This window comes from Aurantiacibacter odishensis (genome assembly GCF_003605195.1).
In the GTDB taxonomy this organism is placed as follows: Bacteria; Pseudomonadota; Alphaproteobacteria; order Sphingomonadales; family Sphingomonadaceae; genus Alteraurantiacibacter; species Alteraurantiacibacter odishensis.
This window is the reverse complement of the sequence record NZ_QYOS01000020.1, coordinates 48,130-60,417: the sequence shown is the minus strand read 5'-3', so window position 1 is coordinate 60,417 and position 12,288 is coordinate 48,130. Positions and strand designations below refer to the sequence as shown.

Here is a 12,288-nt window from a genome sequence, read left to right as displayed (position 1 = left end):
GCCGCGCCCTGTCACCGCTCCTTGGTGGCGGAGAAGGTGAGGTCCGGGTTCTTCTCTTCCTGGTAGCCCACGTCCCACGCGCTCTTCGCCATGAAAACGAGGTCGCCGTCGCGGTCGCGCGCCAGGTTGCCCTGGTTGAACCGCTCGAACTCGCGCAGCGCGGCGTCCGAACCCTTCAGCCAGCGCGCGGTGGCAAAGGGCGAGGCCTCCAGCCCTGCATCCACCTTGTATTCCGCGCCGAGACGCGACACGAGCACATCGAGCTGCAACTGGCCGACCACGCCGACGATGCTGCTGCCGCCGATCTCCGGATAGAAGACCTGGATCACGCCCTCTTCCGAAAGGTCGTCCAGCGCCTTGCGCAATTGCTTGGTCTTGGTCGGGTCCTTCAACTGCACGCGGCGCAGGATTTCCGGCGCGAAGTTGGGCAGGCCGGTGAAGCGGATCTCGTTCTTTTCCGAAAGCGTATCGCCAACTCGCAGGGTGCCGTGGTTGGGAATGCCGATGATATCGCCCGGCTCCGCCGTATCGGCAATCTCGCGGTCCTGCGCGAAGAACAGGATCGGGGAATGGACGGCAATGGGCTTGCCGAGGCCCGAGGGGGTCAGCTTCATGCCGCGTTTGAAGGTGCCAGACACCTGCCTCATGAAAGCGATGCGGTCGCGGTGGTTCGGGTCCATGTTGGCCTGCACCTTGAAGATGAAGCCGGAAACCTCGTCATGTTCCGGGCCGATCTTTGTCTCGCCTGCGGGCTGCGGGCGCGGCGGCGGGGCAATTTGGGCGATGGCGTCGATCAGTTCCTCGACCCCGAAGTTCTTCAGCGCCGAACCGAAGTAAACCGGCGTCAGGTCGCCGTTGCGATAGGCTTCGAGGTCGAATTCGGGATAGCCCGCTTGCGCAAGCTCCGCTTCCTCCGCATACTGTTCGGGGATGTCGGCATTCGCCTCGCGCTTGCCGAGATATTCCTTCGAATCGCCTTCGGGTCGCGCGACTTCGCCGGTCTTGAAGTCCAGCAGGCCTTCGAACAGGCCGCCCATGCCGATGGGCCACATCTGCGGGCTGACATCCAGCGCCAGCATGTCGGCCACTTCGTCCAGCGTCTCGAACGGGTCGCGGCCTTCGCGGTCCACCTTGTTGACGAAGGTGATGATCGGGACGGAGCGCAGGCGACACACCTCGAACAGCTTGCGCGTCTGCGGCTCGATACCCTTGGCCGCGTCGATCACCATGATGGCGGAATCGACTGCGGTCAGCGTGCGGTAGGTGTCTTCGGAGAAATCCTCGTGTCCCGGGGTGTCGAGAAGGTTGAAGGTGATGGTTTCACCATCGTATTCCTTCTCGAAGGTCATCACGGAGGAGGTGACCGAGATGCCGCGCTGCTGCTCGATCTTCATCCAGTCCGAGCGCGCCCGCCGTGCAGCACCGCGCGCTTTCACAAGCCCCGCCTGGTGGATTGCGCCGCCTTGCAGCAGCAGCTTTTCCGTCAGCGTGGTCTTACCGGCGTCGGGGTGCGAGATGATCGCGAATGTTCGGCGATTGGACGTCATGGATCAGCCGCGAAGTTCCGCGCCCTGCTTTGCAGCAGCGGCGACGACCTTGTCGCTGATCGCCTTCAGTTCCTCGTCCTTGAAGGACTTCTCACCCGGCTGAAGCGTCACTTCGATGGCGACCGACTTCTTGCCTTCGGGCACGCCCTGCCCTGCGAATACGTCGAACACGCGGGCATCGACGATGTTCGCCTTGTCTGCGCCTCTCACGGCGCGCAGCAGGTCTGCCGCGGCAAGATCTTGCGGCACGAGGAAGGCGAAGTCGCGCTCCACCGACTGCAGCGCGGGCGGGGCGAAGTCCGGCTTCTCGAACCCGGCCTTCCCCTTCTTGGCAGGGATGGCATCGAGGTAAATTTCCACGGCCACCACCGGTCCGTCGATATCGAAGGCATCGAGCGTTGCGGGATGCAGCGCGCCGAAGCGGGCGAGCACGTTCTTGGGGCCGAGCCGCAGGGTGGCGGACTGGCCGGGGTGGAACTGGCCGCCGGCCTCGCCCATCACCATCAGCTTGTCGACCGGAGCGCCAGCCTCGGCAAGAAGCGCCTCGGCCTCCGCCTTGGCATCGAAGGCGTCGAACTTCGCAGCCTTGCCATTGGACCAGCCACGCGGGGTCTTCTCGCCCGCCAGCACCACCGCAAGAGTGGCATGTTCGTCGCTCGATCCGTCCTTTGCGCGCAGGTAGCGGCGACCGATCTCGAACAGGCGCGAGCCGGCAGCGCCGCGATCGGCGTCGCGCTTGGCCGCGCTCAGGAGGCCGGGGATGAGCGAGGGGCGCATGGCTTTCATGTCCTCGCTGATGGGATTGTCGAGCACCCACAGCGCATCGCCATCGGCGAAATGCTCAGCCTGCGGAGTGGGCAGGAAAGACCACGTCACGGCCTCGTTCAGACCGCGCGCGGCAGCACCGCGGCGCAGGCGCCGTTCCAGCGCCTGCATCGGCGTGGCGGTGGGCCGGGCAACGCCTTCGGCACGCGGCAGGGCCACGCTCGCTACGTTGTCGAGGCCGTGGATGCGCACCACTTCCTCAACCAGGTCGGCCGCGCCTTCGATGTCGTGACGACGCGGCGGACAGGTGACGTTCCAGTCCGCGCCAACACCGAAATCGAGCGCTTCGAGGATGCGCTTCTGTTCGGCCTCGGACACGTCCACTCCACCAAGGCGCGCGGTCAAGCCCGGATCGAAGGCGATGACTTTCGGCTCCGTGGGCGGTGTTCCGGCGCGCACGATCTCGCTCGCCTCCCCGCCGCAGAACCGCTGGATCAGGCTGGTGAGGCTTTCCAGCCCCTTGTCCAGCCATGCCGGATCCACTCCCCGCTCGAAACGGGTGCGGGCATCGGTGGCGATGCCCAGCTTGCGGCCCGTCACGCCGATAGCTTCGGGATCGAAATAGGCGATCTCCAGCAATACGTCGGTCGTTTCGGGCTGCACCGAAGACTCTTCGCCGCCCATGATACCGGCAATATCGTGGACGCCGTTATCGTCGGCGATCACGGTCATGCTGGAATCGAGGTTGTAGGTCTTCTCGTTCAACGCCAGCACCTTCTCGCCATCCTTCGCGCGGCGGGCGACCACCGGGCCGGAAAGCTTGGCAAGGTCATAGACGTGTGCCGGTCGACCGAAGGCCAGCATCATGTAATTGGTGATGTCCACCAGCGCGCTGATCGGGCGCTGGCCCGCCGCCATCAGGCGCTTCTGCATCCATTCGGGGCTTGCCCCATTGGTCACGCCCTTGATGACGCGGCCGTAGAACGCCGGGCAGCCATCGGGATCGTCGGTGCGGATTTCCACCGGGCAGGGGAACGTGGCAGCAATGTCATGCTCGCGCAGGGGCTTCAGCGTGCCCAACCCTGCTGCGGCCAAATCGCGGGCAATGCCGTAGACGCCCATGCAATCGGGACGGTTGGGCGTGATCGCCACGTCGAACACGGGCGATGCGCCGTGGTAGGTGGCGAAGTCTTCGCCCACCGGAGCATCTTCGGGCAGTTCGATGATGCCTTCGTGCGCGTCGCCCAACTCCAGCTCGCGCACCGAACACATCATGCCGTTCGATTCGACGCCGCGGATTTCCGACTTGCGCAGCTTCATACCGTTGGCCGGCACCACGGCGCCTGCCACGCCCAGCACGCCCCTCATTCCCGCGCGGGCATTGGGTGCGCCGCAGACCACGGTCAGCGGATCGCCCTCTCCTGTGGACACGGTGAGCACCTGCAACTTGTCGGCATCGGGGTGCGGCTTGGCGGTCAGCACCTCGGCCACGCGGAAGCCTTCCAGCTTCTCGGCCGGATCCTCGATGTCTTCCACCTCAATGCCGATGGCGTTCAGCTTGGCGGCGATTTCGGCGACGCTGGCCTCGGTTTCGAGGAAATAGGTCAGCCATTCGAGCGAGAACTTCATGCCTTCGCTCCTACGCCGGCGGAAAGGGTGGGCTGGTCGAAAGGGCTGAAGCCATAGTGCGACAGCCAGCGGGAATCCCCGTCAAAGAAGGCGCGCAGGTCGTCCATGCCGTATTTCAGCATGGCCAGGCGATCCACGCCCAAGCCGAAGGCAAAGCCCTGCCACTCGTCGGGGTCCAGCCCTGCGAATTCGATCACGCGGCGATTGACCATGCCGCTACCCAGCAGTTCCATCCAGCCGTGGCCCGGCTCGTCACCGCTGCCGCCAAGGATGCGCCGAAGTTTTCCATCTTGGCCGTTCTCGATGGCGAAGCCGACATCGACTTCGACGCTCGGCTCGGTGAAGGGGAAGTAGCTGGGGCGCAGGCGCAGGACGATATCTTCTGTCTCGAAGAATGCCTTCAGGAAGGTTTCCAGCGTCCACTTCAGGTGGCCGAGGTGAATGTCCCTGTCAATCACCAGCCCCTCGATCTGGTGGAACATCGGCGTGTGCGTCGCATCGCTGTCGGAGCGATAGACACGGCCGGGCGCAATGATGCGTAAGGGGGCGCCTTCCGCCATCATGGTGCGCACCTGCACCGGGCTGGTATGTGTGCGCAGAAGCATCTTGCCGCCCTTGGGAGCGGCGTCCGGGAAATAGAAGGTATCGTGCATCGCGCGCGCCGGGTGGCTTTCGGGCATGTTGAGCGCGGTGAAGTTGTACCAGTCGTCCTCGATCTCCGGCCCGGTGGCGACGGCGAAGCCGAGGTCGGCAAAGATTTCCGCCAGTTCGTCCATCACCTGGCTCACCGGGTGCACGCTGCCTTTCGGCGCTTGCGGCGCGGGCAGGGTCAGGTCAATCGTTTCGGTGGCGAGGCGCGCTTCGAGTTCGGCGGCCTCCATCTCGTCCTTGCGCGCGGTCAGCGCATCGGCAACCGACTGGCGCAGCGCCTGGATGGCGGGCGCCTTTTCCTGCCGCTCTTCCGGGCTCATCTTGCCCAGAGTCTTCAGCAGGCCGGAAATGCTGCCCTGCTTGCCGAGATACTCGACGCGCAGCGCTTCCAGCGCGCTCAGGTCTGCCGCTTCGGCAATGCGGGTGCTCGCTTCTTGAGCAGTGAGTTGGTGATCGGACATGGTGCTTCGATTTGTTCTACGGTCAGGACGATTTGCGCTTTGGCCGCGCCTGTTAGCCGCCTGCCGCCCGGCGCCCAAGCCCTAATTCACCGGGACGGGCCACCGTCAGCCCTGATGCGCGCCCTGTTCCGCCAGCCGGGGGGTGAAAATCCCCTTCAACAGGGGGTGCGGCATCTGCACGTATTCGCTGGGCGTCATGCCCATAAAGGCGCGAAAGTCGCGTACGAAATGGGCCTGGTCGACGTAATGCCCGTCCAGCGACGTGCTCCAGTTGCTGTCGGAACTGCGGGTATACTTGCCGAGGCTGCGCAGGAAGCGCTGTCGGCGCAGCAGCAGCTTTGGCGAGAAGCCGAAATAGCGCGATGCGAGCCGCTCCAGCGTCCTGCGGCTGACGCCGACGCGCTCAACCAGCCCCTCCACATCGCCGATCGCCGGGTCTCGCAACGCCTCATGCAGCGCGATGACCTGTTCCTCGTGCGGGCTGCGCGTAGAACGGATGTTGCACAGGAAGTCCTCCATCCGCCGCGCAGTGCTGTCGGGATCGCCGGGATCTTCGCGGGCAATCTCGAGAATGGGGGCCAGCCGTTCGAAAGCCGCATGGTCATGACCATCGACAATCGTGTTGGCTATGTCGCTTGCCGAGCCCTCGGCGTAGCGGGACCACCCGATGGGATTGAGTCCTATGCTCCAGAATTGGCTGGACTGCAGGCGCACGCTGAGGGCGCGGCTGGTAGGCCCGTTCGCCGTAAAAGGCGCTCGCTCCCGGGGTGTTTCGCCCCACAGGCAAACCCGGTGCGGCTCTCCTTCGGCAAGGAAATGGACACCGGCCCAATCCGGATAGTGGCAATCGACGACCTCGCGCCCGTCGGCAATGTCGACAGAGAAACAATAGAGCGCAGTGAAGTAATTCTGCAGCCGGGGATTCAGGCTGTAGATCCGGACTTCAACCCCGTCATGCAATTCCGGCTTCGTCGAAATAATGGCCCCCATTCGTCGGCAAGGTCCGACGAGCGCGGCACCAAAACCAAAGTTCATGACATTCTACAAGGCAATAACTCCAATTTGGACGAATCTATCCAAACTGGCGCATTTCGATCGTGTCAAAGGTTAGGCGTAAAACCTGCGTTGCAATTCCCTCGCCAATTCTTCAGCCCGTCGCCCTCATATCTGGCAAGTAGGCCGCCAGATCATGAAAAACGCCGTTAGCAACATGACAAGCGCTGTTAGGTTTCACCTTGCCTCTTGTTCAATGCTGCCGATGCGCCTCCCTCTCCCGTCACGCGGCGGACAGGCTGCGGATCAACCGGGGGACAGCCGATGACGTTTATGAGAAATGCGATGTTCTGCGCAGGCGCGGCGATGCTGGCGCTTGCACCTGCGCCTGCCATGGCGGACGAAGAGGAAATGGAACTGGTACGGTGCGAGGAAAGCCTCGGCACCATCGCCCTGGTCGACAGTCCTGCGGCGGGCTGGAGCCAGTGGGATCTCGGCAGCCCGCGCATGCTGGTGTCGCGACTGGCGGCAGAGTCAGGATGTTTCACCCCGCACACCGGGGCGGACGGCAGCGCTGCAAACTTTCTGGTGACGGCGATTGCCGGGTCGCAGGAGGAAGTCGACGAGGGCATCAACATGGCTACAGGCGTCGCCAAGGAGGCGCTGTGGCGCTCCGGCGCGGCGACAGGCATCCTCTCGCGCGTGCCATTCGGCGGCGCCGCGCTAGGGATGCTGGGCGGGCTCGGCGGGCGGCGGACGACGGTTTCTGCCGCACTGACGGTGGTAAGCCCCGCGACGGGACAGCCGCTGGCCGCGGGCACCGGCTCTGTCAGCCGTTCCAGTCTCAGCTTCCGCGGCTCCGATGGAGCCTACAACCGCGGACTGGCGGATACCGCCGGCTACGGCGACAGCGGCAACGGGCGCAAGCTGACCGAGGCTTTCATCGTCGCCTTCAACCAGCTGGTGGAGCAGCGCGCCGCGCTGCAAGCCACGCCGGTCGCCACCGCACCAGCCAGCCAGGAGCCGGCTGCTGTCGTCGCAGTAGCCACGGCGATGCGAGAGCGGCCTGATGCTACCGCTGGGGAAGTCCGCTCGCTGCGCGAAGGGACACAGCTGACGCCGTCCGGCCAGCGCGAAGGCCTGTGGATCGAGGTGTCCGACAATTTCGGCACAAGCGGCTGGGTCTCCGTAGAGGACCTGCAATAGTCCGAGCGGCAATGGGCGGGCGCCTGCGAATACGATCCCGGTTGGCGCCTGCCTGGCCTGCGACGGGTCATTCCCGCAAAAGCGAAGGGCGCGGACGGCCAATGCCATCCGCGCCCTTTTGCGTGCCTGAAAGCGACCTGCCGAATTAGGCTGGCAGCGCTTCCTTGGCCTGCTTGATGATCAGGCCGAATGCTTCGGCTTCGTTCATCGCCAGATCGGCCATCACCTTGCGGTCCAGCTCGATACCGGCAAGCTTCACGCCGTGCATGAACTGCGAGTAGGTCAGGCCTTCGGGACGCACGGCGGCGTTGATGCGCTGGATCCACAAGGCGCGGAAATTGCGCTTCTTAACCTTGCGGTCGCGGTAGGCGTACTGGCCGGCCTTTTCGACGGCCTGACGGGCGACGCGGATCGTATTCTTGCGACGGCCACGGTAACCCTTGGCCTGGTCGAGAATACGCTTGTGCTTCTGGCGGGTGGTCACACCACGTTTAATGCGAGGCATATCTTATCTCCTGTAAACCCGGCTCAATCGAGGCCGTAGGGCGCCCACTTCTTCACAGCACTCCAGTCTGCCTTGGACAGAACCTTGGTGCCGCGCTGCTGGCGGATATACTTTGCATTGTGGCTGATCAGGCGGTGGCGCTTGCCGGCGACACCATGCTTGACCTTGCCGGTGGCGGTGAGCTTGAAGCGCTTCTTCACGCCGCTCTTGGTCTTCAGCTTGGGCATTTTCGTCTCCTTTAGTCAGAAACACGTCCAACCAGCCCTGGCAGCCCTTTCAGCCAGACCGGAAGATAATCACGTGTCAGTGAAGGGCGCGCATCTAGCGATTCTGCGGCGAAATGCAAGCAGAGTCCGTTCAGCGCGAAAGGATAGGCCTGCGACCTGTCTCTTCCAGCCATGCGGCGAAGCTGCCGCCCTCGATGCGCACGGCATCGGCTGGCACCTTGCGTGCATAGCAATAGGCCTGCGCATCCACCACCAGCGCGTTGGGCAACATCACCGGGATGGTCTCGCGGCGGTATTCGGCGTCGGGACCGTCGTGGGCATCCTCGAATTCGTCCATCGCCTGCCATTCGACTGCGCCTGCCTCGTGCACCACGCCGTGAATCTCGTCACCGTCGGGATCGGGCAGGAGAATCGGATACCAGCCGCCGTCCTTGCCTTCCACGCCGTAGAGCGCGCCGCGCGTGGTAGCGGGCAGACCATCGTCCAGCGCAGCGACCAGTTCGGCGGCGCGGCCATGCGCCAGCTTGCGGATCAGCACGCCGTAAACGAACAGGCGCATCAGTTGCCCCCCATCGCTTCCAGCACGTCCTCCAGCCGCGCGGGATCGCCCAGCGCCAGCACGGAGCCGTCGCTATCGGCATGGAGCGGCTCGCCCTGCCAGTCGCACATCATTCCGCCCGCGCCTTCGACAATCGGCACAAGCGCTGCATAATCGTGCAGCTTCAGCCCCGCCTCGCACACGATGTCGAGGTGACCCGAGGCGAGGCAGGCGTAATTGTAGCAATCGCCGCCCATCACCATGCGCTTGTGATCGGTCTTGGCCGCCAGCATCATGAAGATGTCGCCCTCGGTCTGGCTGAAGTATTGCGGCCCGGTGGTAGCAAGGCTGGCGGACGAAAGCTCGCGGCAGCGGCGCGTCTCCACCCGCTTGCCGTTATAGGTGGTGCCCTGCCCTGCAATGCCGAGCCAGCGTTCGCTCGCAATCGGCTGGTCGATCATGCCCAGCACCGGGAAGCCTTCCACCAGCAGCGCGATCAGCGTGCCGAAGATCGGACGACCGGCAAGGAAGGCCGTGGTGCCGTCGATAGGGTCGAGCACCCACTGGCGGCCCGATACACCGTCCTTCACGCCGAACTCCTCGCCGTGAATGCCATCGGCGGAAAACTCCGCCTCGATCAGCTTGCGCATCGCCTCCTCGGCATTGCGGTCTGCGATTGTAACAGGCGTGGCGTCGCCCTTGGCCTCGCTATCCACGCCAGAGCGGAACAGCGGCACGATTTCCTTGCGCGCTGCATCGGCGAGGCGATGAGCGAGGGCGATTTCAGCGTCGAGGTTCATGCGCCTTCAACCCCTCTCGTATCCACCCGTTCCGGTCCGCCTCGATCAGTCGAACAGGCTCGAGACGGAGCTTTCATCCGCGATGCGGCGGATCGCCTCGCCCAGCAGGGGCGCTATCGGCAGGATGCGGATCGAATCAGAGTCCTTCGCGGCATCGGTCGGCTGGATGGAATCGGAGATGACCAGTTCCTTCAGCGCGGACTTGTTCACACGTGCCACCGCGCCGCCCGACAGCACGCCGTGGGTGATATAGGCTGTCACCGATTTCGCGCCCTGGTCCAGCAGCGCCTGCGCCGCGTTGCACAAGGTGCCGCCCGAATCGACGATATCGTCGATGAGGATGCAGCAGCGACCTTTCACGTCGCCGATGATGTTCATCACCTCGCTCTCGCCGGGGCGATCGCGGCGTTTGTCGACGATGGCCAGCGGCGCGTTGTCGAGGCGTTTTGCCAGCGCGCGGGCGCGCACCACGCCGCCGACGTCGGGGGAGACGACCATCAGGTCCTTGTCGCCGTAACGCGCCTGGATATCCGCAGCCATCGTGGGCGCGGCGTAAAGGTTGTCGGTCGGGATATCGAAGAAGCCCTGGATCTGACCTGCATGCAGGTCCACCGCCAGCACCCGGTCCGCCCCTGCCTCGGTGATGAGGTTCGCGACCAGCTTGGCCGAGATCGGCGTGCGCGGGCCGGGCTTCCGGTCCTGCCGGGCGTAGCCGAAGTAGGGCACCACAGCGGTGATGCGCTTGGCCGAGGCACGGCGCAGCGCGTCGATCCCGATCAGAAGTTCCATCAGGTTGTCGTTCGCCGGGAAGCTGGTCGACTGGACGATGAACACGTCCTCCCCGCGCACGTTCTCGTGTATCTCGATGAAGACCTCTTCATCGGCGAAGCGACGAACGCTGGCATCGGTGAGGGGGACTTCGAGATAGCCGGCAATGGCACGGGCGAGCGGCAGATTGGAATTGCCGGACATGATTTTCATGGATGCGAATCCCCTAGGCGATGAGATTGGCTTCGCCCTAGCGGAGCGTCATGGAATTGCAACGTGGCGGGCAGGGTTTGTCGTCAGGCGACCTGCCCCTGCCGCCGGTTGCGCTGCGCCATGTTGAGCAATTCCACCGCGATGGAGAAGCCCATCGCCGCATAGATGTAGCCCTTGGGCACGTGGAAGCCGAACCCGTCGGCGATCAGGACAAGACCGATCATCACGAGGAAAGCCAGCGCCAGCATGACCAGTGTCGGGTTCTTCTCGATGAAGCGGGCAAGCGGATCCGCCGCGATCATCATGACGCCGACCGTGATGACGACCGCCGCGACCATGATCGGGATCTCGTCCGTCATGCCGACCGCGGTGAGGATCGAATCGATCGAAAAGACGAGGTCGATGGCGATGATCTGGGCTATCACCATGCCGAAGCTGGCCTTGGCCACGTCCGCCGCGCCCGGTGTCTTGTCCATGAGGTCGCCCGAATTGTCGTGCGGCTCCATCGAGTGGTGGATTTCCTTGGTGGCCTTCCACAACAGGAATAGCCCGCCTGCCAGAAGGATCAGGTCGCGCCCGGAAAACGCCGTCTCGAAACTCACCCTGCCGTATTCGTCGGGCGCGCCCGTGATGCCGAGGTCGAAGATGGGCGTTTCCAGCGTGACGATCCAGCCGATCAGCATGAGCAGTCCGATGCGCATGACGAGCGCCAGCATCAGGCCGATGCGCCGGGCTTTCGCCTGCTGCGATTCCGGCAGCTTGTTGGAAAGGATGGCAATGAAGATGAGGTTGTCGACCCCCAGCACCACTTCCAGCGCGATAAGGGTGAGCAAGGCCAGCCATGCGGCCGGGTCTGTCAACAATGCCATCAGGTCCATGCGCGCGATCTAGTTGGTTTCGTACGCATCGGCAAGCTGATGTGAAGCCGCGTGCCGCCCTAGATGCGGTGTTCGCCCCGCACCCATCGCACGGTGCCCGAACTTGCCCGCATCACCACGCTCTCGGTCGTCATGATGCGTTCGCCGTTGGGGCGCTTGATGCGCTTTACGCCGTCGAGCAGGGAGCCGCTGGTGACGCCGGTGGCGGCAAAGATGCAATCGCCCTTGGCAAGGTCGTGCAGCTTGTAGATGCGGTCGAGGTCCTCGATGCCCCACTTGTGTGCGCGGCGGCGTTCGTCGTCGTTGCGGAACAGCAGGCGGCCGTTGAACTGTCCGCCCACGCAGCGCAGCGCGGCGGCAGCCAGCACGCCCTCGGGCGCGCCGCCCGATCCCATGTACATGTCGATCGTGGTGTCCTGGTCCGTCGTGGCGATCACGCCGGCCACGTCGCCGTCGCCGATCAGCACCACGCCGCAGCCGATGCCGCGCAGTTCCGCGATCAGTTCGGCATGGCGCGGACGGTCGAGCACGCACACGATGATGTCCTTGGGCTCGACGCCCTTCGCTGCGGCCACGGCCTCCACGTTTTGCGTCGGCGTTTTGGAGAGGTCGATCACGTCCTCGGGATAGCCGGGTCCGACGGCGATCTTGTCCATGTAGACGTCGGGCGCGTTCAGCAGGCAGCCTTCCTCGGCGGCGGCCAGCACGGCCAGCGCGTTGGGGCCCGCCTTGGCGGTGATGGTGGTGCCTTCCAGCGGGTCGAGCGCGATGTCGATCTTCGGGCCCTTGCCGGGCGCGCCGCCCACCTTCTCGCCGATGTAGAGCATGGGTGCCTCGTCCCGCTCGCCCTCACCGATCACCACGGTGCCGTCGATGTAGAGCGTGTCGAAGCTCCTGCGCATGGCCTCCACGGCGGCGGCATCGGCAGCCTTTTCGTCACCCCGGCCGACAAGGTCCGATGCGGCAATGGCGGCGGCTTCGGTGACGCGCACCAGTTCCATGACGAGGACGCGGTCGAGCACGCTGTCGGCGGTTTTCGCGGAATTCATAGGTAATTCAGGCTCCCATCTGAATGTCAGGCCATGACTGTAGGGGCGCTTAGGTCGG

12 protein-coding genes are annotated in these 12,288 nt (G+C 64.4%); 1 reads left to right on the top strand and 11 read right to left on the bottom strand.

Annotation, left to right across the window (positions count from 1 at the left end):
* Positions 1–11 precede the first annotated feature (11 nt).
* The 4 genes from D4Q51_RS03540 to D4Q51_RS03525 form a co-directional block, all read right to left on the bottom strand.
* On the bottom strand, positions 12–1,547 hold the full coding sequence (locus D4Q51_RS03540; protein ID WP_120076373.1) for a peptide chain release factor 3: 1,536 nt from the start codon (positions 1,545–1,547) through the stop codon (positions 12–14).
* Between the two features lie 3 nt (positions 1,548–1,550).
* Positions 1,551–3,941 carry a phenylalanine--tRNA ligase subunit beta gene (pheT, locus tag D4Q51_RS03535; RefSeq protein WP_120076372.1) on the bottom strand — a complete coding sequence of 797 codons (2,391 nt, stop codon included), beginning with the start codon at positions 3,939–3,941 and terminating at the stop codon, positions 1,551–1,553.
* Positions 3,938–5,053 carry a phenylalanine--tRNA ligase subunit alpha gene (gene pheS / locus D4Q51_RS03530; protein ID WP_120076371.1) on the bottom strand — a complete coding sequence of 372 codons (1,116 nt, stop codon included), beginning with the start codon at positions 5,051–5,053 and terminating at the stop codon, positions 3,938–3,940. The genes pheT and pheS overlap by 4 nt, the downstream gene beginning before the upstream one ends.
* A gap of 105 nt (positions 5,054–5,158) precedes the next feature.
* Positions 5,159–6,043: a helix-turn-helix domain-containing protein gene (locus D4Q51_RS03525; protein WP_162925119.1), complete on the bottom strand. Its 885-nt coding sequence runs from the start codon at positions 6,041–6,043 to the stop codon at positions 5,159–5,161.
* Between the two features lie 327 nt (positions 6,044–6,370).
* On the opposite strand from D4Q51_RS03525, the gene D4Q51_RS03520 reads away from it, so the two are divergent.
* A complete protein-coding gene (locus D4Q51_RS03520) occupies positions 6,371–7,252 on the top strand; it encodes an SH3 domain-containing protein (RefSeq protein ID WP_240624547.1) in 882 nt (293 codons plus the stop codon).
* Between the two features lie 145 nt (positions 7,253–7,397).
* On the opposite strand, the gene rplT is transcribed toward D4Q51_RS03520, so the two are convergent.
* The 7 genes from rplT to glpX all read right to left on the bottom strand — a co-directional run bounded on the left by rplT (position 7,398) and on the right by glpX (position 12,230).
* Positions 7,398–7,757, bottom strand: a complete 360-nt coding sequence (gene rplT / locus D4Q51_RS03515; RefSeq protein ID WP_120076368.1) for a 50S ribosomal protein L20 — start codon at positions 7,755–7,757, stop codon at positions 7,398–7,400.
* A gap of 23 nt (positions 7,758–7,780) precedes the next feature.
* Positions 7,781–7,984 carry a 50S ribosomal protein L35 gene (gene rpmI, locus D4Q51_RS03510; RefSeq protein ID WP_119586734.1) on the bottom strand — a complete coding sequence of 68 codons (204 nt, stop codon included), beginning with the start codon at positions 7,982–7,984 and terminating at the stop codon, positions 7,781–7,783.
* Positions 7,985–8,114: 130 nt separating this feature from the next.
* A complete protein-coding gene (locus D4Q51_RS03505) occupies positions 8,115–8,543 on the bottom strand; it encodes a gamma-glutamylcyclotransferase family protein (protein ID WP_120076367.1) in 429 nt (142 codons plus the stop codon).
* Positions 8,543–9,322, bottom strand: coding sequence for an inositol monophosphatase family protein (locus tag D4Q51_RS03500; protein ID WP_120076366.1), 780 nt, complete (start codon positions 9,320–9,322; stop codon positions 8,543–8,545). The genes D4Q51_RS03505 and D4Q51_RS03500 overlap by 1 nt, the downstream gene beginning before the upstream one ends.
* A gap of 45 nt (positions 9,323–9,367) precedes the next feature.
* On the bottom strand, positions 9,368–10,303 hold the full coding sequence (locus tag D4Q51_RS03495) for a ribose-phosphate pyrophosphokinase (protein ID WP_120076365.1): 936 nt from the start codon (positions 10,301–10,303) through the stop codon (positions 9,368–9,370).
* 83 nt (positions 10,304–10,386) lie between these two features.
* Positions 10,387–11,181 (bottom strand): TerC family protein, encoded by a 795-nt coding sequence (locus D4Q51_RS03490; RefSeq protein WP_120076364.1) that lies wholly within the window; start codon positions 11,179–11,181, stop codon positions 10,387–10,389.
* A gap of 59 nt (positions 11,182–11,240) precedes the next feature.
* Positions 11,241–12,230, bottom strand: a complete 990-nt coding sequence (glpX, locus tag D4Q51_RS03485) for a class II fructose-bisphosphatase (RefSeq protein WP_120076363.1) — start codon at positions 12,228–12,230, stop codon at positions 11,241–11,243.
* Positions 12,231–12,288 lie beyond the last annotated feature (58 nt).